29 protein-coding genes are annotated in these 25,303 nt (G+C 55.1%); 21 read left to right on the top strand and 8 right to left on the bottom strand.

Features of this window, described 5'->3' with window-relative positions; genetic code table 11:
• Nucleotides 1-3: 3 nt before the first annotated feature.
• Both ACFQW4_RS18970 and ACFQW4_RS18965 read left to right on the top strand, forming a co-directional pair.
• The gene (locus ACFQW4_RS18970) at nucleotides 4-579 is read left to right on the top strand and encodes an aminodeoxychorismate synthase component II (RefSeq protein ID WP_137386648.1); all 576 of its coding nucleotides are present in this window, start codon (nucleotides 4-6) and stop codon (nucleotides 577-579) included.
• An 87-nt stretch (nucleotides 580-666) separates the two neighbouring features.
• Nucleotides 667-1,887 (top strand): aspartate aminotransferase family protein, encoded by a 1,221-nt coding sequence (locus ACFQW4_RS18965; RefSeq protein ID WP_377726651.1) that lies wholly within the window; start codon nucleotides 667-669, stop codon nucleotides 1,885-1,887.
• Here ACFQW4_RS18965 and ACFQW4_RS18960 read toward each other — a convergent pair.
• Both ACFQW4_RS18960 and crp read right to left on the bottom strand, forming a co-directional pair.
• The gene (locus ACFQW4_RS18960; RefSeq protein ID WP_101762650.1) at nucleotides 1,884-3,962 is read right to left on the bottom strand and encodes a YccS/YhfK family putative transporter; all 2,079 of its coding nucleotides are present in this window, start codon (nucleotides 3,960-3,962) and stop codon (nucleotides 1,884-1,886) included. The genes ACFQW4_RS18965 and ACFQW4_RS18960 overlap by 4 nt on opposite strands.
• 58 nt (nucleotides 3,963-4,020) lie before the next feature.
• Complete coding sequence (crp, locus tag ACFQW4_RS18955; protein WP_003852956.1) at nucleotides 4,021-4,653, bottom strand: cAMP-activated global transcriptional regulator CRP; 633 nt, start codon at nucleotides 4,651-4,653, stop codon at nucleotides 4,021-4,023.
• Between the two features lie 305 nt (nucleotides 4,654-4,958).
• Between crp and ACFQW4_RS18950 the strand changes: the two genes are divergently transcribed.
• Complete coding sequence (locus tag ACFQW4_RS18950; RefSeq protein ID WP_101762649.1) at nucleotides 4,959-5,363, top strand: OsmC family protein; 405 nt, start codon at nucleotides 4,959-4,961, stop codon at nucleotides 5,361-5,363.
• Between the two features lie 49 nt (nucleotides 5,364-5,412).
• Here the strand turns inward: ACFQW4_RS18950 and ACFQW4_RS18945 are convergent, their stop codons facing one another.
• The 3 genes from ACFQW4_RS18945 to ACFQW4_RS18935 all read right to left on the bottom strand — a co-directional run bounded on the left by ACFQW4_RS18945 (nucleotide 5,413) and on the right by ACFQW4_RS18935 (nucleotide 7,581).
• The gene (locus ACFQW4_RS18945) at nucleotides 5,413-6,282 is read right to left on the bottom strand and encodes a phosphoribulokinase (protein ID WP_101762648.1); all 870 of its coding nucleotides are present in this window, start codon (nucleotides 6,280-6,282) and stop codon (nucleotides 5,413-5,415) included.
• 61 nt (nucleotides 6,283-6,343) lie between these two features.
• Nucleotides 6,344-6,562, bottom strand: a complete 219-nt coding sequence (locus ACFQW4_RS18940; protein WP_007892223.1) for a YheU family protein — start codon at nucleotides 6,560-6,562, stop codon at nucleotides 6,344-6,346.
• 2 nt (nucleotides 6,563-6,564) lie between these two features.
• Nucleotides 6,565-7,581, bottom strand: coding sequence for a hydrolase (locus tag ACFQW4_RS18935; RefSeq protein WP_110867605.1), 1,017 nt, complete (start codon nucleotides 7,579-7,581; stop codon nucleotides 6,565-6,567).
• Nucleotides 7,582-7,641: 60 nt separating this feature from the next.
• Here ACFQW4_RS18935 and ACFQW4_RS18930 point away from each other — a divergent pair, with 60 nt between their 5' ends.
• Nucleotides 7,642-8,244 carry a LysE family translocator gene (locus ACFQW4_RS18930; protein WP_192414872.1) on the top strand — a complete coding sequence of 201 codons (603 nt, stop codon included), beginning with the start codon at nucleotides 7,642-7,644 and terminating at the stop codon, nucleotides 8,242-8,244.
• 1 nt (nucleotide 8,245) lies between these two features.
• Here ACFQW4_RS18930 and ACFQW4_RS18925 read toward each other — a convergent pair whose 3' ends face one another.
• A complete protein-coding gene (locus tag ACFQW4_RS18925; protein ID WP_101762645.1) occupies nucleotides 8,246-9,226 on the bottom strand; it encodes a LacI family DNA-binding transcriptional regulator in 981 nt (326 codons plus the stop codon).
• A gap of 233 nt (nucleotides 9,227-9,459) precedes the next feature.
• Here ACFQW4_RS18925 and tauA point away from each other — a divergent pair, with 233 nt between their 5' ends.
• From tauA to tauD, 4 genes are read left to right on the top strand one after another with little or no spacing between them, the layout of a single operon-like run.
• The gene (gene tauA / locus ACFQW4_RS18920; RefSeq protein ID WP_377726642.1) at nucleotides 9,460-10,440 is read left to right on the top strand and encodes a taurine ABC transporter substrate-binding protein; all 981 of its coding nucleotides are present in this window, start codon (nucleotides 9,460-9,462) and stop codon (nucleotides 10,438-10,440) included.
• A gap of 11 nt (nucleotides 10,441-10,451) precedes the next feature.
• The gene (gene tauB / locus ACFQW4_RS18915) at nucleotides 10,452-11,219 is read left to right on the top strand and encodes a taurine ABC transporter ATP-binding subunit (protein WP_101762643.1); all 768 of its coding nucleotides are present in this window, start codon (nucleotides 10,452-10,454) and stop codon (nucleotides 11,217-11,219) included.
• On the top strand, nucleotides 11,216-12,043 hold the full coding sequence (tauC, locus tag ACFQW4_RS18910) for a taurine ABC transporter permease TauC (protein ID WP_217549937.1): 828 nt from the start codon (nucleotides 11,216-11,218) through the stop codon (nucleotides 12,041-12,043). The genes tauB and tauC overlap by 4 nt, the downstream gene beginning before the upstream one ends.
• Nucleotides 12,040-12,879 carry a taurine dioxygenase gene (gene tauD / locus ACFQW4_RS18905; protein ID WP_377726638.1) on the top strand — a complete coding sequence of 280 codons (840 nt, stop codon included), beginning with the start codon at nucleotides 12,040-12,042 and terminating at the stop codon, nucleotides 12,877-12,879. Before tauC ends, tauD begins: the two co-directional genes overlap by 4 nt.
• 263 nt (nucleotides 12,880-13,142) lie before the next feature.
• On the opposite strand, the gene ACFQW4_RS18900 is transcribed toward tauD, so the two are convergent.
• Nucleotides 13,143-15,044: an ABC transporter ATP-binding protein gene (locus ACFQW4_RS18900; RefSeq protein ID WP_280172151.1), complete on the bottom strand. Its 1,902-nt coding sequence runs from the start codon at nucleotides 15,042-15,044 to the stop codon at nucleotides 13,143-13,145.
• A gap of 114 nt (nucleotides 15,045-15,158) precedes the next feature.
• Between ACFQW4_RS18900 and kefG the strand changes: the two genes are divergently transcribed.
• The 4 genes from kefG (at nucleotide 15,159) to slyD (ending at nucleotide 18,512) form a co-directional block, all read left to right on the top strand.
• Nucleotides 15,159-15,710, top strand: coding sequence for a glutathione-regulated potassium-efflux system ancillary protein KefG (gene kefG / locus ACFQW4_RS18895; RefSeq protein ID WP_101762639.1), 552 nt, complete (start codon nucleotides 15,159-15,161; stop codon nucleotides 15,708-15,710).
• A complete protein-coding gene (kefB, locus tag ACFQW4_RS18890; RefSeq protein WP_110867600.1) occupies nucleotides 15,710-17,512 on the top strand; it encodes a glutathione-regulated potassium-efflux system protein KefB in 1,803 nt (600 codons plus the stop codon). The genes kefG and kefB overlap by 1 nt, the downstream gene beginning before the upstream one ends.
• A gap of 45 nt (nucleotides 17,513-17,557) precedes the next feature.
• Nucleotides 17,558-17,752: a YheV family putative zinc ribbon protein gene (locus ACFQW4_RS18885; protein WP_007892203.1), complete on the top strand. Its 195-nt coding sequence runs from the start codon at nucleotides 17,558-17,560 to the stop codon at nucleotides 17,750-17,752.
• Nucleotides 17,753-17,945: 193 nt separating this feature from the next.
• A complete protein-coding gene (gene slyD, locus ACFQW4_RS18880) occupies nucleotides 17,946-18,512 on the top strand; it encodes a peptidylprolyl isomerase (RefSeq protein ID WP_377726632.1) in 567 nt (188 codons plus the stop codon).
• Nucleotides 18,513-18,556: 44 nt separating this feature from the next.
• On the opposite strand, the gene ACFQW4_RS18875 is transcribed toward slyD, so the two are convergent.
• A complete protein-coding gene (locus ACFQW4_RS18875; RefSeq protein WP_137386638.1) occupies nucleotides 18,557-18,775 on the bottom strand; it encodes a protein SlyX in 219 nt (72 codons plus the stop codon).
• A 280-nt stretch (nucleotides 18,776-19,055) separates the two neighbouring features.
• Here ACFQW4_RS18875 and fkpA point away from each other — a divergent pair, with 280 nt between their 5' ends.
• The 9 genes from fkpA to ACFQW4_RS18830 form a co-directional block, all read left to right on the top strand.
• Nucleotides 19,056-19,886 (top strand): FKBP-type peptidyl-prolyl cis-trans isomerase, encoded by an 831-nt coding sequence (gene fkpA, locus ACFQW4_RS18870; RefSeq protein ID WP_101762637.1) that lies wholly within the window; start codon nucleotides 19,056-19,058, stop codon nucleotides 19,884-19,886.
• A 174-nt stretch (nucleotides 19,887-20,060) separates the two neighbouring features.
• Nucleotides 20,061-20,783, top strand: coding sequence for a transcriptional regulator (locus ACFQW4_RS18865; RefSeq protein ID WP_007886240.1), 723 nt, complete (start codon nucleotides 20,061-20,063; stop codon nucleotides 20,781-20,783).
• Nucleotides 20,783-21,169, top strand: coding sequence for a sulfurtransferase complex subunit TusD (tusD, locus tag ACFQW4_RS18860; protein ID WP_377726627.1), 387 nt, complete (start codon nucleotides 20,783-20,785; stop codon nucleotides 21,167-21,169). Before ACFQW4_RS18865 ends, tusD begins: the two co-directional genes overlap by 1 nt.
• Nucleotides 21,169-21,528 (top strand): sulfurtransferase complex subunit TusC, encoded by a 360-nt coding sequence (tusC, locus tag ACFQW4_RS18855; protein WP_137386635.1) that lies wholly within the window; start codon nucleotides 21,169-21,171, stop codon nucleotides 21,526-21,528. The genes tusD and tusC overlap by 1 nt, the downstream gene beginning before the upstream one ends.
• Before the next feature lie 9 nt (nucleotides 21,529-21,537).
• Nucleotides 21,538-21,825, top strand: coding sequence for a sulfurtransferase complex subunit TusB (gene tusB / locus ACFQW4_RS18850; RefSeq protein ID WP_137386634.1), 288 nt, complete (start codon nucleotides 21,538-21,540; stop codon nucleotides 21,823-21,825).
• 126 nt (nucleotides 21,826-21,951) lie between these two features.
• A complete protein-coding gene (gene rpsL / locus ACFQW4_RS18845) occupies nucleotides 21,952-22,326 on the top strand; it encodes a 30S ribosomal protein S12 (RefSeq protein ID WP_006120575.1) in 375 nt (124 codons plus the stop codon).
• Nucleotides 22,327-22,422: 96 nt separating this feature from the next.
• Nucleotides 22,423-22,893, top strand: a complete 471-nt coding sequence (gene rpsG / locus ACFQW4_RS18840) for a 30S ribosomal protein S7 (RefSeq protein WP_007886246.1) — start codon at nucleotides 22,423-22,425, stop codon at nucleotides 22,891-22,893.
• Nucleotides 22,894-22,986: 93 nt separating this feature from the next.
• Nucleotides 22,987-25,101: an elongation factor G gene (gene fusA, locus ACFQW4_RS18835; protein WP_101762633.1), complete on the top strand. Its 2,115-nt coding sequence runs from the start codon at nucleotides 22,987-22,989 to the stop codon at nucleotides 25,099-25,101.
• 69 nt (nucleotides 25,102-25,170) lie between these two features.
• Nucleotides 25,171-25,303: GTP-binding protein (locus tag ACFQW4_RS18830; RefSeq protein WP_255526522.1), on the top strand; the 133-nt coding region annotated here is incomplete at its 3' end.

The raw sequence follows: 25,303 nt of genomic DNA, 5'->3' as shown, positions 1-25,303 counted from the left end.
ACTATGCTGCTGCTAATCGATAACTACGACTCCTTCACCTGGAATCTCTACCAATACTTCTGCGAGCTGGGCGCGGATGTGCGTGTGGTGCGCAACGACGCCATTACGCTGGATGAGATGGCAGCGCTGCCGCTGACGCATCTGGTGATTTCGCCGGGCCCATGTACGCCGGATCAATCTGGCATCTCGCTCGCGGCTATTCGCCATTTTGCCGGGCGCTTGCCGATCCTCGGCGTTTGCCTTGGACATCAGGCGATTGCGCAAGCCTATGGCGCGCAGGTGGTACGCGCGCGGCAGGTGATGCATGGCAAAACCTCGCTGATTCAGCACACCAACCAAGGTGTGTTTCGTGATCTGAATAATCCGCTTACCGTGACCCGCTATCACTCATTGATTGTGGCGCGCGATACGCTGCCCGCTGAGTTTGAAGTCACCGCGTGGAGCCTGCGCGACGGCCAGCCGGATGAGATCATGGGCTTCCGCCATCGCAGCTTGCCGCTGGAAGGCGTGCAGTTCCATCCGGAAAGCATCCTCAGTGAGCAAGGGCATCAGCTGCTGGCTAATTTCCTCAACGCGTAACTTATGTTTGCCTTCGTGTGACTTTTTATGCATATTTTGTGATTATAATTTCACATCAGCTCAACAAATAACCCGATGAGGTCGTCAATGGCAGCGGAAAAACTAGCGGTAACCCGGGAAACGTTCGATAACGTAATTTTGCCTGTTTATGCACCTGCGCAGTTTGTGCCGGTAAAAGGTAAAGGCAGCCGAGTGTGGGATCAGCAGGGCAAAGAGTATATCGATTTCTCTGGCGGTATCGCGGTGACTGCATTGGGCCATTGTCATCCGGCGCTGGTGGAAACGCTGAAAAACCAGGGCGAAACGCTATGGCATACCAGCAACGTGTTCACCAACGAACCGGCGCTGCGTCTGGCGAGTAAACTGATTGCCGCGACCTTTGCCGATCGGGTGTTTTTCGGTAATTCCGGCGCGGAAGCCAATGAAGCGGCATTCAAGCTGGCGCGTTATTACGCCTGCAAAAAACACAGCCCGTTCAAAAGTAAAATCATCGCCTTCCATAACGCCTTCCACGGTCGCACGCTGTTCACCGTGTCGGTGGGCGGTCAGCCGAAATATTCTGATGGCTTCGGTCCAAAACCGGCGGATATCGTGCATGTGCCGTTCAACGATCTCGATGCGGTGAAAGCGGTGATTGACGACCATACCTGCGCCATCGTGGTCGAGCCGATTCAGGGCGAAGGCGGCGTAATGCCGGCTACGCCAGAATTTATGCAAGGCCTGCGCGCACTCTGTGATGAACATCATGCGCTGTTGGTGCTGGATGAAGTGCAGAGCGGCATGGGACGCAGCGGCAAACTCTTTGCGTATGAACATTACGGTATCAAGCCCGATATCCTCACCACCGCCAAAGCGCTGGGCGGCGGTTTCCCGGTGAGTGCGATGTTGACCACCAACGAAATCGCCTCAGTAATGGCGCCGGGCGTGCACGGCACCACTTACGGCGGCAATCCGCTGGCGTGTGCCATCGCTGAAACCGCGCTGGACATCATCAACGCGCCAGAAGTGCTGGAAGGTGTGGAAGCGCGTCGTCAGCAGTTTGTTGAAGCGCTGCAAGCCATCGACAGCAAATTCGCTATCTTCAGCGAGATTCGCGGCAAAGGTCTGTTGATTGGTGCCGCGCTGAAGCCGCAGTTCGCCAGCAAAGCGCGTGACATCCTCAACGCTTCCGCCGCGGAAGGGCTGATGATTCTCACCGCCGGTACTGACGTGATCCGTTTTGTGCCGTCGCTGGTGATTGAACCGACCGATATCGCCGAAGGCATGACGCGTTTCGCCAGCGCGATTGAGAAGGTGCTGGCCGCTTAATCCGCTTTCGGACGTAACACCTTGAGCCAGCGGCCATGATGCGGTCGCTGGCTCCACGCCAGCGAAGAGATGGTGTGCATTACGCTGAGGTGCTGCAAGATCCGCTTCACATGCTGTTCGACAATCGTCACCGGCCCTTCATTAAGATTCTCCGGCGCTTCCAGAATATTGCTGTCGTTGCCCGGACCGTCATACGCCAGCCGCTGCTGACAACGCTGCAGCGCGATTTCACAGGATTGCAGATAACCTTCTGCCAGCTTCGATGTCAGCATGGTGTGCTCGCGCGCCAGAATCGTCATGGCATTAATATGCTCGACGATGAACTGACTGTGCGTAACCCACATGCGCATATCTTTCAGATATTGCAGGTTAAAGCCCGGCTCGCTCGATGCCTGGTTCAATGAGTTGAACAGCGCGTTGTGCGCCTGATTAACCTTTATGCGCTGATAAGCCAGTTTATCGGGCGACTGTTCCGGCCCCAGCAGCAGTTGCAGCGCCTCCTGATAGGCTTCCAGCGCATCGTGCGCGTTCTTGCGCAGCAGCCCGCTTTGCCACTGCGGCCACAGCCAAATCATCCCGGCGAAGGCAATTAAACAGCCCATCAAGGTATCCATCATGCGCGGCAGCAGAAACTGCGCGCCGTTCAGCGACAGCAATTGCAGCGAATACACCGCCGTGACGGTAAAGCCAATCATCGACCAGCCATAATATTTCCGCGTGATCAGATAGCTCGCCAGCGTAATCCCCAGCATAAACAGCAGCGTGATCGATTCCGGCACCGCCAGCTGCAGCGACGCGGCGGCGATCAGCAATCCGGCGAAAGTGCCCAGCGCACGGTGCTGAATACGCACGCGCGTGGCGTTGTAACCGTTCTGGCTGACGAACATGATGGTCATCAGAATCCAGTAAGGTTTGGGGATGTTGAAGAACAGCGCCAGCGAGCTGCCAAACATCAGCATCACAGCGAAGCGGGCTGCGGTGCGTAACGCGGTGGATTTGAATGACAGATAACTGCGCAGCGCCGGCAACAGCGGCAAACGGCGCTGGCGATCGGCCATCAGGTCACGCGTGTAGAGCGGCTTCTGCGTACGCAACACGCGGGCGATGCGACTGAAGTGGTACAGGCAGAAGTTGCCGACCGGATTATCCGGATGCTGGCGTGCAATTTTCTCCAGCGCGCCGAGCTGTTTCTCCATGTGAAAACGGTCCGGCAGCTGATGGTAGAGAATCGCATCCGCCAGCACGCGCAGCCGCGCCGAGATAATCTTGGCGTTCCAGCGAATCACCGCTTCGGCGTGGCTCTCCTCAACCAGCTTCTGCACCTCTTCGGGCTGATGCAAACTCACGGAGATGTGTTCCTGTAAATCCAGCGCAACCTGGAAAGCGCGCGTCAGGCGTTTGTGGCTGTTATCGCGGCTCGCCGACAGCATATGCATTTGCTGATAGCAGGTGGTGATGAGATCGACCGCCTTTTGCTGGCGCGCCAGCAGCGGCGGCAGCGCTTTCTCCGGATCGGTCAGCTGCGTCAGTAAGGTGTATTTGGCATCGCAGTAATCCGCCAGCTCGCGGAACAGCAGGCTGAGCGATTCGCGCATCGGCTGCTCTTTCCACAGCCAGAACCAGAACCAGTTGAACAAGCCGTACCACAGCGTGCCGCCAATATAGAGCAGCGGCGGCACCCACATCGGCATGCGTCCCACTAAGCTGAGCGTAAAGATGGCGGCGATGAGTGTGGCGGGCAGCAGGCGCGCGTGCAGCGGGCCGATTTCGCCGGTTACGCCAATCAGCAGCGGCAGCGCCAGCAAAATCAGCGGCAGCGGAATCTGGTAAGCGGTGAGGATTTGCATCAGGAAACTGCCGGTGGCAAACAGCGAACCACCCACAATCAGGCGTTTGAAGAAGCGTTTGTGCGGCGTATCCAGTCCCGCCATGTTGCAGCAGGCCGGCACTAACGAGAACAGCAGACCTTTTTGCAGATCGCCAAACAGCCAACCGAGAGCCACAGGCAGGCACAGCACCAGCGTTTGCCGCAGCGCATAGTTAACTTCGGGATGATAGATGATTCGGCGCCACATCAGCTCATCGCAAATAGAAACGGCGCGATGTTGCCATCACGCCGTGGGTGAGAAGAAATTAGCGGGTGCCGTAAACGACGATGGTTTTACCGTGTGCGGAGATCAGGTTCTGATCTTCCAGCATTTTCAGGATACGACCCACGGTTTCGCGTGAGCAGCCCACGATCTGACCAATCTCCTGACGGGTGATTTTGATTTGCATCCCGTCTGGGTGAGTCATCGCATCTGGCTGTTTGGCCAGATTTAGCAGCGTTTGCGCAATACGTCCGGTGACATCGAGGAAGGCAAGGTTGCCCACTTTCTCAGATGTCACTTGCAGACGACGCGCCATTTGCGACGAAAGTCGCATTAAAATATCCGGGTTTACCTGAATCAGCTGACGGAATTTTTTGTATGAAATTTCAGCCACTTCGCAGGCAGACTTCGCACGCACCCAAGCACTACGTTCCTGGCCTTCTTCGAAAAGACCGAGTTCGCCGATGAAATCCCCCTGATTGAGGTAGGAGAGAATCATCTCTTTGCCTTCTTCATCTTTAATCAGTACCGCTACGGAACCTTTTACGATGTAGTACAGCGTTTCCGCTTTCTCACCCTGATGGATGAGCGTGCTTTTGGATGGATATTTGTGAATATGGCAATGGGACAGGAACCATTCGAGTGTAGGGTCTGTTTGCGGTTTGCCGAGAACCATTCGCTATTATCCTCTGTTGTAATCGTGCCCAAAACACAGGGGGCATTTTTTCCCTGTCAGGCGGTTTAATCGTCGAGCGTTTCCAGTAAAGGAAAAATTATTCCGGGTGGACTCTTAAGCTACGCTTTTGATTCTTCCGGCCTTCGTCTGTAATGACGAAAATATTTTCAGCACTGTTTGTAGCACAGCTTTTGCGAGCTGTCTTGTGTTGTCTCGCTTCAGCAGAAGGGGGATTACTCTGGATTGCTGTTTGTCAGGTGAAAGCGTACTCTGGCGGCAAAACCGCCGCTTCAGGAGAAAGAATCATGCAGGCACGAGTGAAATGGGTGGAAGGTCTTACCTTTCTCGGAGAATCCTCATCCGGCCATCAGGTATTGATGGATGGTAATTCCGGTGATAAAGCGCCAAGTCCAATGGAGATGGTGCTGATGGCCGCGGGCGGCTGTAGCGCTATTGATGTGGTGTCGATCCTGCAAAAAGGGCGCAGCGATGTGGCCGATTGCGAAGTGAAGCTCACATCGGAACGCCGTGAAGAAGCGCCACGCATTTTTACTCACATCAACCTGCATTTTATCGTTAGCGGTAAAGCGTTGAGTGATAAGGCCGTTTCGCGCGCGGTTGATCTGTCAGCGGAAAAATATTGTTCGGTAGCGATCATGCTGGGTAAAGGCGTGGAAATTACCCATAGCTATGAGGTGATCGAGTTATAACTCGGGTTGTAGCGGCGCAATAAATTGCGCCGCTACGGAATAACTTTGCTTATTCAATCCGCTTCCCTTCAATCAGTCGCTGTACCAGCGGCAGCATAATCAGCTCCATCGCCAATCCCATTTTGCCACCCGGCACCACCAGCGTATTGATGTGGGAAATAAACGATCCCTGAATCATCGCCAGCAGATAGGGGAACGCGATGCCTTCCAGACCACGGAAATGGATCACCACGAAGCTTTCGTCGAGCGACGGAATTTCGCGTGCGGCAAACGGGTTTGAGGTATCAACGGTCGGCACGCGCTGGAAGTTAATGTGGGTGCGCGAGAACTGTGGCGTGATGAAGTTAATGTAATCCTCCATTGACCGTACCACCGAATCCATCACCGCTTCGCGTGAATGGCCGCGCTCGCTGGTGTCACGCACCAGCTTCTGAATCCACTCAAGGTTAACAATCGGCACCACGCCAACCAGCAGATCGACATGCTCCGCCACATTTTGCTGCTGCGTGACCACGCCGCCGTGTAAGCCTTCATAGAACAGCACATCGGTGTTTTCCGGCAGCGGCTGCCACGGCGTAAAGGTGCCCGGCACCTGATTCCACGGCACGGCTTCATCGTAGGTATGCAGATATTTGCGCGATTCGCCAAGGCCGGTTTGGCCGTAATGTTTAAACGTTTGCTCCAGCAGGCCGAAGTCGTTGGCTTCCGGACCGAAGTAGCTGATGTGACGCCCGAGATCGCGCGCCTTGCGGATCGCCATGTCCATTTCCGGACGTGTGTAGCGATGGAAACTGTCGCCTTCGAGTTCCGCCGCATGCAAATTCAGCTGCTGGAAAATCTTACGGAAGGCGAGGCTGGTGGTGGTGGTTCCGGCGCCGCTGGAACCGGTGACGGCAATAATTGGATGCCTGGCTGACATAACAGAGCTCCCTGTGAAGTCCGGCGATGAGCATTGTTACCACGAATTGCCGCGGGGTGCATCAGCCGCGGAATTCACCCTTCGGCATAATATTGATCGATTCATGCAGTTCCGACCACACCAGCACCACGTCGCCGCGCTCCAGTTGGCGGCGTACGTCGGCGACTTTTTGCAGCAAACTGCGTTCCTGCTCGCCGTAATCAGTGCCTTCGCGTAACACGAAGGTTTCAATCAGGTTTTCCAGCGTGTCCGCTTCGAGTTCTTGCCAGGGAATAATCAAAATTACACATCCAGATAGGTTGAGAGCCAGTCGGGCACGCGCTGTTCCAGCCACATTTTCGGTTTAAGAACGGTGCCGCCGACGAAACCGACGTGGCCGCCTTGCTGCGTCAGCTGATACTGAATGGAGGCTGACAGCTGGTCAGGTTGCGGAATAACGGCATCGGTCATAAAGGGATCGTCTTGCGCGTGAATGATCAACAGCGGTTTACGCACGCCGGTCAGCAACGGCATCGCGCTGGCTCGTTGATAATAGTCGTTGGCGTCAATAAAACCGTGCGCACGTGCGGTTATCGCATCATCGAACTCGCGTAAGCGGCGGAAAGCACGTAACTGGCTGAGATCGACCGGCAGCGTGCCAGGCCAGGCGCGCAGTTTGCGCGTGGCGTTCTTTTTCAGCTGCGTCAGTAAATAGTGCTGATAAAAGCGTGAAAAACCCACATCCAGCTTGCCGCTGCACGGCTCGAGCGCCAGCGGCGCTGAGATGGCGATGCCAGCATCAATCGGTGCATCGTGACCTTGCTGACCCAGCAGGCAAGCAAGCATGTTGCCGCCCAGCGAAACGCCGACGGCGGCGGTGGGCACGCTGCCCCATTCGCGCTGCAGCCAGTGAAGGAAGTAGGTGGCGTCTTCGGTTTCACCGGAGTGATAGATGCGCTTTAAGCGATTAGGCTCGCCGCTGCAGCCGCGAAAGTGCATTACCACCGCCAGCCAGCCGCGTGCCTGACACGCCTGCATCAGGCCGTGCGCATACGGGCTGCGAAAGCTGCCTTCCAGTCCGTGAAACATCACCATGCGCGGTTTATGACGCGCCTGCGCCGGATCTTCACTCCACGCTAAATCGACAAAATCGCCGTCCGGCAGGTCAAGACGCTGCCAGTGCGGACGTAACGTAACGCGGCGCCGCAGAATACGCGGCAGCAGCGTTTGCAGATGCGCGTTACTGAATCCGCGCAGGGGTTTAAAACGCTCGCCGCTGGGGCGATCAAAATAGCTTGGGTAAAGGCTTGTCTGATGCATAAGTCGCTGATAGCTTCGATGGGTTGTTCGCTTTACTGGGTGAGGAGCACCCGAATATACATGGAACTGAGTCTTTTTTTATCAATGTTAGGTTTTCTCTGGGTCGCGGCCATCACGCCCGGGCCCAATAATATGTTACTTACCGCCTCGGGTGCTAATTTTGGCTTCCTGCGCACCATTCCGCTGCTGATTGGTATCATGATTGGTATGCAAGTCATGTTGCTAATGGTGGCATTTGGCATCGGCGGCCTCATCCTGCTTTATCCCTCGCTGCATCTCATCCTGAAGATTGCCGGTAGCCTTTATCTGCTGTGGCTGGCATGGAAAATCGCCAGCGCCGAGTATGAAAAACTGGAAACCGACGCTGTCACGGTGAAGCAGATGCCTTTCTGGCAAGGCGGCTTGCTGCAGTTGATCAACCCGAAAGCGTGGCTGATGGCGCTCGGCGCGGTGGCCAGCTTCAGCCTGGCGGGCAGCGAATATCTGCATTCGGTGGTGGCAATCAGCATCGGCATGTTCATGGTGAACGTGGTTTCCGGGGTGATCTGGATGGGCTTTGGCTCGCTGATTGGACGTCTGCTGCGCAGCCCACGCGCGTGGAAAATCTTCAATCTGGCGATGGGCTTGCTCACCGCTGCCTGCGTATTGCTGATTTGGCGCTAAGTTAGCTGGAAGCGCGTTCAACGCGCTTCCACGGCAACACTTCATGGACCACCGACGCGTTAGGCTGGCGGATGCGTTGCAGCAACAGCTGTACGCTGCGCACACCCATACGATTCATCGGCTGCTCAATCGTGGTCAGCGGTGGATTCAGGCTGCTGGTAAAGTTGATGCCATCAAATCCCACCACCGCTAAATCTTCCGGCACGCGTAAACCTGCTTCCAACGCCGCGTGGATGACGCCGACCGCCAACACATCTGATACCGCAAACACCGCATCCGGCGGTTCCGGCTGCGTGAGCAGTTCGCGCAAAGCCGCACTGCCCGCTTCGCAGGTGATATTCTCGGCATAAGCCACACCGCACCAGCTGAGATCCAGCTGCTCCAGCGCCGCGCGATATCCCTCTTCACGCTTATGTGAATAGAGGTAGCGCATATCACAGTTCACCAGCGCAATACGACGTCGGCCTTTGCTCGCCAGATAACGCACGGTTTCGAAAGCCGCTTCTTTATTATCAATCGCCACGCTTGAGGCGGCGATCGACGGATCGTATTCCGCGCACTGCACCCAAGGCTGATCGCCAATCAATTCTTTCAGCTCATGCAGGCTGCTGGCGGCATCCATGGTGATCACGCCGTCGACCACTTTGCCGGTGAGCAACGCAATGTAGGCCGCTTCGCGCCGCAGCTGCGATCCTGAGTTACACAGCAGAATGTGGTAACCCTGCGCTTCAGCTTCGGCTTCAATGCCCTGAACCACGCGTGAGCAGAACGGATTGGTGATGTCGGGAATCAGCACTAACAACATATGGCTTTGCGAAGTGCGCAGCTGGCGCGCCAGCAGGTTGGGCTGATAGTCGCAGATGTCGATGGCCGCCAGCACTTTGGCACGCGTATCCGGGCGCACGCCGGGATTCTGGTTCAAAACCCGTGAAACGGTGGCTTTTGACACGCCAGCCAGGTGTGCGACTTTCTCTATCGACATGGATTCAGGACCGTTAGTAAAGAGTTAAAAAATGAGATCTCTATCAATATCACAGCTGCCATGTGAGCGTGTGACATATTTACCGCTTTCCCTTTTCTTTCCATTTGCACTTTTTGCATAGCCTTGCCCGATGTTGATCTAAGAACGGATCGTCATTAGGGATAATTTTTAATTCCTTTATGAAATTACTGTTGCTGGAGAAACTGCCCAGACAAAACACATTGGGGTGAATGATGATGGCAATGAAAAAAACAATAACGGCGGTCACAGCGGCTCTGGCCCTGATGGCGTTCCAGGCGCAAGCGGTCAACGTTACCGTGGCGTATCAGACCTCGGCTGAACCAGCCAAAGTGGCGCAGGCGGATAACACCTTCGCCAAAGAGAGCGGTGCTACCGTCGACTGGCGCAAATTTGATAGCGGGGCCAGCGTGTTACGTGCACTGGCGTCGGGCGACGTGCAGATTGGTAATATCGGTTCCAGCCCGCTGGCGGTCGCCGCCACGCAAAAGCTGCCGATTGAAGCTTTCCTGCTGGCCTCTCAGCTCGGTAACTCCGAAGCGCTGGTGGTGAAGAAAACCATCAAAGATCCTAAAGACCTGATTGGCAAGCGCATCGCCGTGCCGTTCATCTCGACTACGCACTACAGCGTCCTCGCCGCGCTCAAGCATTGGGGCATCAAGCCTTCGCAAGTGACCTTAGTCAACCTGCAGCCGCCGGCGATTATTGCTGCATGGAAACGCGGTGATATTGACGGCGCTTACGTCTGGTCTCCGGCGGTCAACGAGCTGGAGAAAGATGGCAAGGTGCTGACGGACTCTTCGCAGGTCGGCAAGTGGGGCGCGCCAACGCTTGATGTGTGGGTGGTGCGTAAAGACTTTGCGCAGCAGCATCCAGAAATCGTCACCGCCTTTGCCCGCAGCGCCGTTGAAGCGCAGCAAGCTTACATTGCCAATCCGGATCAATGGCTGAAGCAGTCAGACAACCTGAGCAAGCTGGCGCGCCTGAGCGGTGTACCCGAAGCGGATGTGCCGGTGCTGGTAAAAGGCAACACGTACCTCACCGCGCAGCAGCAGGTGGAGCAGCTCGGCAAGCCGGTGAACAAGGCGATTGTCGATACTGCCGGCTTCCTGAAAGAGCAGGGCAAAGTGCCAGAAGCGGATAGCGATTACAGCAGCTTCGTCACCACGCGCTTCGTTGCACCCTTAGTGAAATAACCGGAGGCCGTATGCTTAACATCACCCATCTCAATGCGCGTTACGCCGGACAACCCGCGCTGCAGGACATCAACCTGCAGCTGGGCAGCCGAGACCTGCTGGTGGTGTTAGGTCCCTCCGGCTGTGGCAAAACCACGCTGCTGAACCTCATCGCCGGCTTTCTGCCGCTGGAATCTGGCAGCATTACGCTGGATGGCAAAGCGGTAAAAGGGCCGGGCGCTGAGCGCGGCGTAGTGTTTCAAAATGAAGGATTGCTGCCGTGGCGCAACGTGATCGATAACGTTTCGTTCGGTTTGCAACTGGCGGGCATGGCGAAGGCGGAGCGCCATAGCATTGCACGCCGTTTGATCCGCAAAGTAGGACTGGAAGGTGCAGAGCAGCGTTATATCTGGCAGCTCTCTGGGGGTCAACGTCAGCGCGTGGGCATTGCGCGTGCGCTGGCGGCTGATCCTCAGTTGCTGCTGTTAGATGAGCCATTTGGCGCGCTGGACGCCTTTACCCGTGAACAGATGCAAACCCTGCTGCTAACGCTGTGGCGTGATACCGGCAAGCAGATTCTGCTGATCACCCACGACATCGAAGAAGCGGTGTTCCTCGCCAGCGAACTGGTGCTGCTGTCGCCGGGACCGGGCCGCGTAGTGGAGCGTTTGAAACTCGACTTCGGCCAACGCTTCGCCGCCGGGGAACCGTGCCGCAGCATCAAATCCGATCCGGCGTTTATCGAACGTCGTGAATATGTACTGAATCAGGTGTTTTCCCAGCGTGAGGCGTTTATATGAGTGCGGTGATTGATGGGAAGACCCAAATGCGTCGTCGTGGACTGCGCTGGCCGTTCTCGCGCCAGTTCTCACTCAGCCTGCTCAGCGTGGGCTTGTTGCTGCTGTTGTGGTGGGCTATTACCGCGCTCGGCTTAGTGGCACCGCTGTTCTTACCGCCGCCGCAAGTGGTGCTGCAGAAGCTGATATTGATTGCTAGCCCGCAAGGTTTTATGGACGCCACATTATGGCAGCATCTGGGTGCCAGCGTGGCGCGTATGCTGGTGGCGCTGTTCTTTGCCGCGCTGATTGGGATTCCGGTCGGCATCGCCATGGGCCTGAGCCCGGCGATTCGCGGCTTGCTTGATCCGCTGATCGAACTCTATCGCCCGGTACCGCCGCTGGCTTATTTGCCGCTGATGGTGATCTGGTTTGGCATCGGCGAAACCTCGAAGATTTTACTGATTTATCTGGCGATTTTCGCGCCGGTGACCTTGTCGACGCTGGCGGGTGTGAAGAATGCCCAGCAGGTACGGATTCGCGCGGCGCAGGCGCTTGGCGCATCGCGCTGGCAACTGCTGCGCTACGTGATTCTGCCTGGCGCGCTGCCGGAAATCCTCACCGGTTTGCGCATTGGTCTCGGCGTAGGTTGGTCAACGCTGGTGGCGGCGGAACTGATTGCCGCTACGCGTGGACTCGGCTTTATGGTGCAGTCGGCCGGTGAGTTCCTCGCCACCGACGTGGTGCTGGCCGGTATCGCCGTGATCGCCCTGATTGCCTTTGGCTTAGAACTGGGTCTGCGCGCCTTGCAGCGCCGACTGACGCCCTGGAATGGAGAACAGCAATGAACGAACGACTTTCTTTTACCGCGCTGGGCCCGAATATTGGGGCGCAGGTCAGTGATGTCGACCTCAGCCGTCCGCTGAGCGATGCCCAGTTTGAACAGCTCTATCATGGCTTGCTGCGCCATCAGGTGCTGTTCCTGCGCAATCAAGTGATTACCCCGGAACAGCAGCGCGCGCTGGCGATTCGCTTTGGCGATCTGCATATCCATCCGGTCTATCCGCATGCGGAAGGCGTGGAAGAGATCATCGTGCTGGATACGCATCAGGATAATCCGCCGGATAACGACAACTGGCACACCGATGTCACCTTTATTCAAACCCCGCCGGCAATTGCGATTCTGGCTTCGAAGCTGCTGCCGGAAAGCGGCGGCGATACCTTGTGGTCAACCGGCATTGCGGCCTATGAAGCGCTGTCTGAACCGTTTAAGACGCTGTTGAATGGACTGCAGGCGGAGCACGACTTTAAGAAGTCGTTTCAGGAGTACAAATACCGTAAAACCGAGGAAGAGCATCATCGCTGGCAGCAAGCGGTGGCAAAGAACCCGCCGGTGCAGCATCCGGTGATTCGTACCCATCCGGTAAGCGGACGCAAGGCGCTGTTCGTCAACGAAGGTTTTACCACGCGTTTGCTGGGCTTGAGCGAAAAAGAGAGCGATGCGCTGCTTAACTTCCTGTTCTGGCATAGCGCCAAACCGGAGTTCCAGGTGCGCTGGCGCTGGCAGGAGAATGATGTGGCGATTTGGGATAATCGCGTGACCCAACACTATGCTAATGCGGATTATTATCCGGCGCGGCGGGTGATGCATCGCGCGACGGTGTTAGGGGATAAGCCGTTTTAATTTGGAATAGTGCTCGCATTCCCCCTCCTCGGTCCTCCCCCATAAATAGGGGAGGAAGATGCTGCCGCATGTCAGTGATTAAGCTACATGTGGCAGCGTCTCCTTCCCCCGCTTGCGGGGGAAGGCCGGTATGGGGGACAGCGTGCACACTTCCATAAATAGGGGAGGAAGATGCTGCCACATGTCAGTGATTAAGCTACATGTGGCAGCGTCTCCTTCCCCCGCTTACGGGGGAAGGCCGGGATGGGGGACAGCGCGCACACTCAACCCGCCAGCATCTGCTCCAGCTGTTCCTGCGCATCCAGCCACGCCATTTCGACCTCTTCCAGCGCCGCCTTGCTCTCGGCCTGGCGCTGCAGCGCCACATTCAAATCGGCTTTGCGGCTCTGATCGTAAATCGCGCTGTCGGCTAACTGGGCTTCCGCGTCGCTGAGCTGGCTCTGCCACTTCACCATCTGCTTCTCAAGCTTCTCGATCTCTTTACGCAGCGGCTGCGTTTGTGCGCGCAGTTCGGCGTCGCGGCGTTTCTGGTCTTTGCGCGATTGCGCGCTGTTGCCGTTGTCCTGCTTCGGTGCGGCATCCTGTTGCGCTTGCTTTTGCAGATCGCTCAGCCACTGCTGATAATCTTCCAGATCACCCTCAAACACGTCGACCTTGCCGTCGTGCACCAGATAAAGATCGTCGGTGGTGGCGCGCAGCAGATGGCGATCGTGCGAGACCACCACCAGCGCGCCCTCGAAATCAATCAGCGCTTCGGTCAGCGCCTGACGCATATCAAGATCGAGGTGGTTAGTTGGTTCATCAAGCAGCAGCAGGTTCGGGCGCTGCCAGACAATTAATGCCAGCACCAGACGCGCTTTTTCGCCGCCGGAGAAACGTTCGGTGATTTCGCTGACTTTATCGCCCTGGAAGCCGAAGCCGCCAAGGTAGTCGCGCAGCTGCTGCTCCAGCACTTTCGGTGCGATGCGTGATAAATGCTGCAAGGGTGATTCATCGGCGCGCAGATATTCCAGCTGATGCTGGGCGAAGTAACCGAGCTTAATGCCTTTCGCCAGGCCAACTTTGCCATCCAGCGCGTCGAGCTCACCGGCTAGCAGCTTAATCAGCGTCGATTTACCCGCGCCGTTACGGCCCAGCAGGCCAATACGTGAACCCGGCACAAGGTTGAGTTTGATGGCGTCGAGAATAATGCGTTCGCCATAACCGGCGGTAACGCGCTCCATCTTCAGCAACGGATTCGGCAAGCTTTCTGGCGCGCGGAAACTGAAGCTGAATGGGTTATCGACGTGTGCTGGCGCAATCAATTCCATGCGCTCCAGCATTTTGATGCGGCTCTGCGCCTGCTTGGCTTTGGTCGCCTGCGCGCGGAAGCGATCGATATACTTCTGCAGGTGCGCCACTTTTTCCTGCTGGCTCTGGAACAGCGCTTGCTGCTGCGCCAGCTTGGCGCCGCGCTGACGTTCGAACGAGCTGTAGTTACCGGTGTATTCAAACATCGTCTGCTGTTCGATGTGGATGATCTTATCGACCACCGGATCAAGGAAGTCGCGGTCGTGCGAAATCAGCACCAGCGTGCCTTCGTAGCTTTTCAGCCAGCGTTCAAGCCAGATCACCGCATCCAGATCGAGGTGGTTAGTCGGTTCATCCAGCAGCAGCAGATCGGAACGGCACACCAGCGCCTGCGCGAGGTTAAGGCGCATGCGCCAGCCACCGGAGAAATCGCTCACCGGCCGCATTAATTGTTCCTGGCTAAAGCCCAAACCGTGCAACAAACTTGAGGCGCGAGCAGGTATGCTCCACGCCTGAATCGCATCCAGCTTGCCGTGCAGCAGGGCGATGGCGTTGCCATCGTTGCGCGCATTGGCGTCGGCCAATTCGGATTCAAGCTGACGATATTCACGGTCGCCGTCGATAACATACTCCAGCGCGGGTTTGCTCAGCGCCGGGGTTTCCTGATTGACCCACGCCAGCGCCCAGTTGCTCGGGAACGTAGCGTTACCTGCATCGCTGCTGATTTCGCCCTTCAGCAATGACAGCAGCGTCGATTTGCCGCAGCCATTTTTGCCCACTAAGCCAACTTTCTGGCCTGGGTTAATGGTGGCTGTTGCGTTATCCAGCAGCACATTGGTGCCGCGGCGAATTTGTAGTGCTGAAAAGACAATCATAAGCGCCGTATCGTCAGAATATGTTAATTTACCGGCAACATAATTCGAGAAAATTTGTTGCGTCGAGCATGGTAGCGGAATTCCTGTGCCGTGACGACGCTTTGGAGGGGAACGATGTCGCAGCCACCCAAAATATTGCTGCTTTACGCCCATCCGGAATCACAGGATTCGATTGCTAATCGGGTTTTGCTGCAGTCGGCTATGGAACTGGACCACGTCACGGTGCACGATTTATACGCCCACTATCCGGATTTTTTTATTGATATTCACTATGAGCAGCAGCTGCTGCGCGACCATCAAATCGTTGTATTCCAACATCCACTTTATACCTACAGCTGCCCGGCGCTCCTGAAGGAGTGGCTGGATCGTGTGCTGTCGCGCGGCTTTGCCAGCGGACCGGATGGTAATGCGCTGGAAGGCAAATACTGGCGCAGCGTGGTCACCACCGGCGAACCGGAAGCGGCGTATCACCCCAGCGGCCTGAATCGCTATCCGATGAGTGACATCATGCGTCCGTTTGAGCTGACGGCGCAGATGTGTCGCATGCACTGGATGACGCCGATGGTGATTTACTGGGCGCGTCGACAAACGCCGGACGTGATGCGTAATTTTGCGCGCGCATACGGCGACTGGCTGGCTTCACCGCTGCCGCAGGGAGGAGTGTGATGGAAGGCGAAACGTTACTGACGGCGGGCGTGATTTATCTGGTCGCGGCGGTGCTGATTGTGCCGATTGCAGCGCGTCTCGGCATTGGCGCGGTGCTGGGCTATCTGCTGGCCGGTATCGCGATTGGTCCGTGGGGTTTGGGGTTCATCAGCGACGTCGAGGAGATTTTGCACTTCTCGGAACTCGGCGTGGTGTTCCTGATGTTCATCATCGGGCTTGAACTGAACCCCTCGAAACTGTGGGCGCTGCGCCGTTCGATATTTGGCGTTGGTGCGGCTCAGGTGCTGATTTCCGCCGCCATTCTCGGCGGATTGCTGTGGCTGACCGACTTTAGCTGGCAGGCGGCGGTGATTGGCGGCATTGGTCTGGCAATGTCATCCACGGCGATGGCGCTGCAGCTGATGCGCGATAAAGGCATGAACCGCAGTGAATCGGGACAGCTCGGTTTCTCAGTGTTGCTGTTCCAGGATCTAGCGGTGATTCCCGCGTTGGCGCTGGTGCCGCTGCTGGCGGGCGGCGACAGCGGTCATGTTGACTGGTTGAAAGTTGGGATGAAAGTGCTGGCGTTCGGCGGGATGCTGATTGGTGGTCGTTATCTGCTGCGCCCGATTCTGCGCTTCATTGCCGCATCCGGCGTGCGCGAAGTGTTTACTGCCGCCTCGCTGCTGCTGGTGCTGGGTTCGGCACTGTTTATGGATGCGCTCGGCCTGTCGATGGCGCTCGGTACTTTCATCGCCGGTATTCTGTTGGCGGAAAGCGAGTATCGCCACGAGCTGGAAGTGGCCATCGAACCGTTCAAAGGTTTGTTGCTGGGCTTGTTCTTTATTTCGGTTGGCATGGCGCTGAATCTCGGCGTGCTTTATACCCACATCACTGAAATTTTGTTGGGCGTGCTGATTCTGGTGACGGTGAAAACGCTGGTGCTGTATGTGCTTGGGCGCATTTATGGCCTGCGCAGTTCGGAGCGCCAGCAGTTTGCCGGTGTGTTAAGCCAGGGCGGCGAGTTTGCCTTTGTGCTGTTCTCGGCGGCGTCGTCAGCCAAAATGTTCAGCGGCGACCAAATGCCGCTGCTGCTGGTGACGGTGACGTTATCCATGATGACCACGCCGCTGCTGATGAACGGCATCGATCGTTTACTGGCGCACCGCTTTAATGAGCCCGATGAAAATGCCGAGAAGCACTTTGTTGAGGACGATCGGCCGCAGGTGATTGTGGTGGGCTTTGGTCGTTTTGGTCAGGTTGTTGGCCGTTTGCTGATGGCGAACAACAAGCGCATTACCGTGCTGGAGCGTGATATCTCCGCGGTGAGCCTGATGCGTAAATATGGCTATAAGGTTTACTATGGCGACGCCACCGAGCTGGAGCTGCTGCGTGCGGCGGGCGCGGAGAATGCGCAATCCATCGTCATTACCTGTAACGATCCGGAAGATTCGATGACCATCGTACAACTGTGTCAGCAGCATTTCCCGCAGCTGGAAATCCTGGCGCGTGCGCGTGGACGTGTTGAGGCGCACGAACTGTTGCAGGCGGGTGTTACGCTGTTCTCGCGTGAGACGTTCTCCAGTGCGCTGGAGCTGGGTCGTAAAACGCTGATCTCGCTGGGCATGCATCCGCATCAGGCGCAGCGCGCGCAGCAACATTTCCGTCGTCTGGATATGCGTATGCTGCGTGAGCTGGTGCCCAGCCACGATGACAGCGCGCAGGTTTCGCGTGTGCGTGAGGCGCGGCGCGAGCTGGAGGATATCTTCCAGCGCGAAATGCAGCACGAGAAACGTCAGTTTGACGGCTGGGATGACGAGTAGAACTATACTTACTCAATCCGTTCACTAACGACGGCAGGAAACAGTATGCGTAAACAATTTATTGCCGGTGCGGTTTGCCCGCACTGCCAGGAAAAAGACACGTTGGCATTGTGGCGTGAGAACAATGTTGATGTGGTGGAGTGCGTCGAGTGCGGTCATCAAATGCGGGAAGCGGATAAGCAGGTGCGCGATCAGGTTCGCAGCAATGAGCAAGTGATCGGCATTTTTCATCCTGAGTAGCGCAATGGCTCAGCTTTTTTTAAGCTTGAACTTACAGCGGGATTGAATTCCGTTACAATCGGCGCCATTAACGCTGAGCAGTATGCAACAACACATTTGTTGGCATCCTCAGTCTTGAACCTTTCTGGTTGGTTATTGCACGCAAAATTGACCAATGGGACGGGATCTTAGTTCTCAACGGTTAGGAGATATCATGAAAGTAGCAAAAGACCTGGTGGTGAGCCTGGCGTATCAGGTTCGTACCGAAGACGGTGTGTTGGTTGACGAGTCACCGGTGAGTGCGCCGTTGGACTATCTGCACGGTCATGGTTCCCTGATTTCTGGTCTGGAAAAAGCGCTGGAAAATCATGATGTAGGCGATAAGTTTGACGTGCATATCCCGGCGAACGACGCTTACGGTCAATACGATGACAACCTCGTACAGCGCGTGCCAAAAGACGTGTTTATGGGCGTTGACGAACTGCAGGTTGGCATGCGCTTCCTGGCAGAAACCGATCAGGGTCCAGTGCCGGTTGAAATCACCGAAGTTGAAGATGAGCACGTAGTGGTTGATGGTAACCACATGCTGGCGGGTCAGAACCTGAACTTCAACGTGGAAGTTGTGGCGATTCGCGCAGCGACCGAAGAAGAGCTGGCGCACGGTCACGTGCATGGCGCTGATGGTCATCATCACGATCATGACCACGATCATGACCACGACCATGGTCACGATCACGGCCAGGGCGGTTGTGGCACTGGCGGTTGCGGCTGCAGCCACTAATTAGTGTGATGCTGGCGAGGCCACCTTCGGGTGGCCTTTTCTTTTTAGTAATGTGGCGGCGGGGTTTCTTCAGATTGCGAGGCAATTATCGACGGCGCGCTATCTTTCACTTTATCGATTAACAGACGGACCTGCTCACGCAGTCTGATCATCTCCAGCTCATGCTGAACCACCGTTTGATTGAGCTGATCGATGGTGTATTCCTGAAAAGCCAGCTTGCTCTCCAGCGCCTCAAGGCGTTGTTCCCATTCTGTTGGTTGCATGATCTTTCCTCATCTTGCGGTGCTGCACGTTAGTCTGTTTCGGGCCTGATTCTACGGCCTTTCGCTTCAGAATCACCTGATATTTTACCTTTCCGCGCCATGCTGCATTGAAACGGCGCATAACGCCTATATCTCTGATGAAACTTCCTGAAGCAAAAAAGGTCGGAGGTTGGACGGGTAATTACATTGTGGGAGTGTTCGCCGCTGCCACGTAAAGTTATAGTGTGGGCCTCAGTCCGCAATGATTCCCGAGGTTAGAGGCTTCGGTTTTGGAGAAAGGATGAATTCACTGTTTAAAGTCACATTGTTAGCTACCACCATGGCCTTCGCGCTGAATGCACCGCTGGCAATGGCAGCAGAAACCGCCGCTGCTCCAGCAGACGCCGCTCAGGCTGCGCCGCAAGCACCGAAAAATGCAGCCTTCAAAAACGAAGACCAGCAATCAGCTTATGCACTTGGCGCGTCCCTGGGTCGCTACATGGACAACTCTCTGAAGGAACAAGAGAAGCTGGGCATCAAACTTGATAAAGATCAGTTGATCGCGGGTGTTCAGGACGCCTTTGGCGGCAAGAGCAAGCTCTCTGATCAAGAGATCGAGCAAACCCTGCAGGCGTTTGAAGGCCGCGTAAAAGGTGCTGCTCAGGCGAAGATGGAAAAAGACGCGAAAGAGAACTCCGATAAGGGTTCCGCTTACGCTGACAAATTCGCTAAAGAAAAAGGCGTGAAGAAAACCGAATCTGGCCTGCTGTATCAGGTAGAGAAAGAGGGTACCGGTAGCGCGCCGAAAGACAGCGACACTGTGGTTGTGAACTACAAAGGGACGCTGATCGACGGTACTGAGTTCGATAACTCTTATACCCGCGGTGAGCCGCTGTCGTTCCGTCTGGACGGTGTGATTCCGGGCTGGACCGAAGGTCTGAAGCACGTGAAGAAAGGCGGTAAAATCAAGCTGGTGATCCCACCGAACCTGGCTTACGGCAAAAATGGCGTTCCGGGTATTCCGGCCAACTCTACGCTGGTGTTCGATGTTGAACTGCTCGACATCAAACCCGCGCCGAAAGCGGACGAAAAAGCGCAGGCTCCAGTCGCTGCCGATCAGAAAGCCCAGTAATCTTAACTTTCTGCATCACGCCGCCCTCGGGCGGCGTTTTTATTGCGGAGAAGAGAGTAAAGGTCTGGCTAAAGACCATCACATTTGCCAGACTAGCGCCTGCACAATTATCACAATATGAGTCTGCCCCAATGCTGTCGAGACAGGCTCCAGCCATTTAGGGTAATGTCTTCGATGTCTAATCCATTCAATCCCGGTGAACTGACTGACTTCGATTTACTGGAGCAACGTCCGTTCGAGCAAGCAGATTACGATATCCTCAAATCCTACGAAGCCGTTGTCGATGGCCTGGCGATGCTGATTGGCTCGCACTGCGAAATCGTGCTGCACTCGCTGGAAGATTTGAAGTGTTCTGCGGTGCGTATCGCCAACGGTGAACATACCGGGCGTAAAGTGGGTTCGCCGATTACCGATTTGGCGCTGCGTATGCTGCACGATATGCACGGCGCCGACAGCAATGTCTCCAGAGCCTACTTCACGCGCGCGAAAAGCGGTGTGCTGATGAAATCGGTCACGATCGCGATTCGTAATCGCCAGCAGCGCGTTATTGGCTTGCTGTGCATCAACATGAACCTCGACGTTCCGTTCTCGCAGATTATGTCGACCTTTATGCCGCCGGAGATGCAGCAGGTGGATTCCAACGTCAACTTTGCCAGCTCGGTGGAAGATCTGGTGATGCAGACGCTTGAGTTCGCGATTGAAGAAGTGAGCGCTGACCGTAACGTCTCTAATAATGCTAAGAATCGCCAAATCGTGCTCAATATGTATGAGAAGGGTATCTTCGACATTAAAGATGCGATTAACCAGGTGGCCGATCGCCTTAATATCTCCAAGCACACGGTTTACCTCTATATTCGTCAGTTTAAAAGCGGTGATTTTCAGGGGCAGGATCGCTAATGCGCTACACCTTGCTGGTCACCGGACCGGCATACGGCACGCAACACGCCAGCAGCGCGCTGCTGTTTGCGCGTGCACTCATCAAGGCCGGGCACCAGCTGGAGGGCGTGTTCTTCTATCGTGAAGGCGTGTTGAATGCCAACCAACTGAGCGCGCCGGCCAGCGATGAGGTGGATATGGTGCGTGAATGGCAGCAATTGCGCGCTGAGAGTGGCGCCGCGCTGAATATCTGCGTGGCCGCAGCATTACGTCGTGGCGTAACCGACGCGCATGAAGCCGCGCGCTTGCAACTGGCGGGCAGTAACTTGCAGCCGGGTTTTGAACTCAGCGGTTTGGGCGCATTGGCAGAAGCCGCGCTCAGCTGCGATCGTCTGGTGCAATTCTGATGAACCGCGTGGCTTTTCTATTTACTCAGGCACCGCACGGCAGCAGCGCGGGCAGGGAAGGGCTGGATGCTGTGCTGGCGACGGGCGCGCTAAGCGAAGATATCGGTCTGTTCTTTATCGGGGATGGCGTGCTGCAGCTCAATCGCGACCAACAACCTGAGCAAATTCTGGCGCGTAACTACATCGCGACCTTTGGCGTGCTGGAGTTGTACGATATTGACCAGTGTTTTGTCTGCGCCGATTCGCTGCTGGCGCGCGGGCAAAGTTTGACGGCCGAACGTGTGTTAAACGCTGAAGTGATGGATGCCGCATCGCTACGCGAGAAGCTGGCTTCCTATCATCGTGTTATTCGATTCTGAGAACTGATCATGCTCTACACGCTGTTGCAATCTCCCTGGCAATGCGACCTCGATAGCCTGCTGCTTTTATTGCAGGAAGGCGACGATCTACTTTTATTGCAGGATGGCGTCAGCGCCGCTTTGGCTGGCAGCCAAATGTTAATCAAGCTCAGCGCGTCGCCGGCTACGCTGTGGGTATTAGAAGAAGATGTGGGCGCGCGCGGCCTGGATGAGCAAATTTCGACCAATGTAGCACGTTTGGACTATACTGGTTTCGTTGCGATGACAGCGAAGCATCCACAACAAGTGGCCTGGTAAGAGCGAAAACCTGGTTATTTCTTGACACCCTTTTGACACAGCCCTAAAATTCTGCCTCCTCGTAGTAATACGAGGCGATTTATTACGTGTTTACGAAGCAAAAAGCTAAATCCCAGGAGCTATTTAATGGCAACAGTTAACCAGCTGGTTCGCAAACCACGCGTACGCAAAGTTGCAAAGAGCAACGTGCCTGCGCTGGAAGCTTGCCCGCAGAAACGTGGTGTATGTACTCGTGTGTACACCACTACCCCTAAAAAACCAAACTCAGCACTGCGTAAAGTTTGCCGTGTGCGTTTGACCAACGGTTTTGAAGTTACCTCCTACATCGGTGGTGAAGGTCATAACCTGCAGGAACACTCAGTGATCCTGATCCGTGGCGGTCGTGTTAAAGACTTGCCAGGTGTGCGTTACCACACCGTTCGTGGCGCGCTGGACTGCTCAGGTGTTAAAGACCGTAAGCAGTCACGCTCCAAGTACGGCGTGAAGAAGCCAAAGGCTTAATGGTTCTCCGTTAAGTAAGGCCAAACGTTTTAACTTAAATGTCAAACTAAACTCGTAGAGTTTTGGACAATCCTGAATTAACAACGGAGTATTTCCATGCCACGTCGTCGCGTCATTGGTCAGCGTAAAATTCTGCCGGATCCTAAGTTCGGATCAGAGCTGCTGGCTAAATTTGTAAACATCCTGATGGTAGATGGTAAAAAATCTACTGCTGAATCTATCGTCTATACCGCGCTTGATACCCTGGCTCAACGCGCTGGTAAAGATGGCCTGGAAGCGTTCGAGGTTGCTCTCGAAAACGTACGTCCGACTGTCGAAGTTAAGTCACGTCGCGTTGGTGGTTCTACCTACCAGGTTCCAGTTGAAGTCCGTCCGGTTCGTCGTAATGCCCTGGCAATGCGTTGGATCGTAGAAGCTGCTCGTAAACGCGGTGATAAATCTATGGCTCTCCGCCTGGCGAACGAACTTTCTGATGCTGCAGAGAACAAAGGTACTGCAGTTAAGAAACGTGAAGACGTTCACCGCATGGCTGAAGCCAACAAGGCGTTCGCACACTACCGCTGGTAACAGCAACGTAGTTGTTATAAACCCAGCGGGCGTCCCAGTGACTCACCTGCTGGGCTTTTTTAACTTAGAACGTCTAAGAATCAGAGGAATCAAATGGCTCGTAAAACACCCATTGAGCGCTACCGTAACATTGGTATCAGTGCGCACATCGACGCCGGTAAGACTACAACTACCGAACGTGTTCTGTTCTACACCGGTGTAAACCACAAAATCGGTGAAGTTCATGACGGCGCAGCAACCATGGACTGGATGGAGCAGGAGCAGGAACGTGGTATTACCATCACGTCTGCTGCGACTACCTGTTTCTGGTCTGGTATGGCTAAGCAGTTTGAACCACACCACGTAAACATCATCGACACCCCGGGACACGTTGACTTCACCATCGAAGTTGAGCGTTCTATGCGTGTGCTTGATGGCGCAGTAATGGTTTACTGTGCAGTTGGTGGTGTTCAGCCACAGTCTGAAACCGTATGGCGTCAGGCTAACAAATATAAAGTTCCACGCATCGCGTTCGTTAACAAAATGGACCGCATGGGTGCTAACTTCCTGAAAGTTGTTGACCAGATGAAAGTGCGTTTGGGTGCAAACCCAGTTCCACTTCAGCTGGCTATCGGCGCAGAAGAAGGTTTCACCGGTGTTGTTGACCTGGTGAAAATGAAAGCGATCAACTGGAACGATGCCGATCAGGGCGTTACCTTCGTTTACGAAGATATTCCAGCTGATATGCAGGAACTGGCTGAAGAGTGGCGTGCGAAGCTGGTTGAAGCCGCTGCTGAAGGTTCTGATGAGCTGATGGAGAAGTTCTTCGGCGGTGAAGAACTGACCGAAGAAGAGATTAAAACTTCTCTGCGTAAGCGCGTTCTGAAAAACGAAATCATCCTGGTTACCTGTGGTTCTGCATTTAAGAACAAAGGTGTTCAGGCGATGCTGGATGCGGTAGTTGAATACCTGCCAGCACCGACTGACGTTACCGCGATTAACGGTATGCTGGACGACGGTAAAGACACGCCGGCTGAGCGTCATTCCGATGACAAAGAGCCGTTTGCTGCACTGGCGTTCAAAATCGCTACCGACCCGTTTGTTGGTAACCTGACCTTCTTCCGCGTTTACTCTGGTGTTGTTAACACCGGTGACACCGTGTTCAACCCGGTTAAGTCAAACCGTGAGCGTCTGGGCCGTATCGTTCAGATGCACGCGAACAAACGCGAAGAGATCAAGGAAGTTCGTGCGGGCGATATCGCCGCTGCGATCGGTCTGAAAGACGTAACCACTGGTGACACCCTGTGTGACCCAGACAACGTCATCATTCTTGAGCGTATGGAATTCCCTGAGCCGGTAATCTCTATCGCCGTTGAGCCGAAAACCAAAGCTGACCAGGAAAAAATGGGTCTGGCTCTGGGTCGTCTGGCGAAAGAAGATCCATCATTCCGCGTATGGACTGATGAAGAAACCAACCAGACCATCATCGCAGGTATGGGTGAGCTGCACCTCGACATCATCGTTGACCGCATGAAGCGTGAATTCAACGTTGAAGCGAACGTCGGTAAACCTCAGGTTGCTTACCGTGAAGCGATTCGCGCGAAAGTTACCGATATCGAAGGTAAACACGCCAAGCAGTCTGGTGGTCGTGGTCAGTATGGTCATGTTGTTATCGACATGTACCCACTGGAGCCGGGCGTTAATCCGAAAGGTTACGAATTTGTCAACGATATCAAGGGCGGTGTGATTCCAACTGAATACATCCCTGCGGTTGATAAAGGTCTCCAGGAGCAGCTGAAATCAGGTCCACTGGCTGGTTATCCGGTAGTTGATCTGGGTGTTCGTCTGCACTTCGGTTCATACCATGATGTCGACTCCTCTGAGCTGGCGTTTAAACTGGCTGCTTCTTTAGCCTTTAAAGATGGCTTTAAGAAAGCACAACCTGTTCTGCTTGAGCCAATCATGAAGGTTGAAGTAGAAACTCCGGAAGAGAACACCGGTGACGTTATCGGTGACCTTAGCCGTCGTCGTGGTATGCTCAAAGGACAGGAATCTAACGCTACTGGCGTTCAGATCCATGCTGAAGTTCCGCTGTCTGAAATGTTCGGATATGCAACCCAGCTGCGTTCTCTGACCAAAGGCCGTGCTTCTTACTCCATGGAGTTCCTGAAGTACGATGATGCGCCGAACAACGTCGCTCAGGCCGTTATTGAAGCTCGTAGCAAATAAGCTACGGTTTAAAAATTGTGAACTGATGCCTTCATGACTCATGAAGGCACAACGTAAGGAATTATCGCCATGGCGAAAGAGCAATTTCAGCGTAACAAACTGCACGTAAACGTGGGCACCATCGGTCACGTCGACCACGGTAAAACCACCCTGACTGCAGCAATTACTACCGTACTGGCTAAAACCTACGGCGGTAAGGCAA

Source organism: Pantoea sp. GCM10028869, assembly GCF_042666835.1.
In the GTDB taxonomy this organism is placed as follows: Bacteria; Pseudomonadota; Gammaproteobacteria; order Enterobacterales; family Enterobacteriaceae; genus Pantoea; species Pantoea leporis.
Note: the sequence above shows the minus strand (reverse complement) of the source record. Positions and strands in the feature narration are given on the sequence as shown.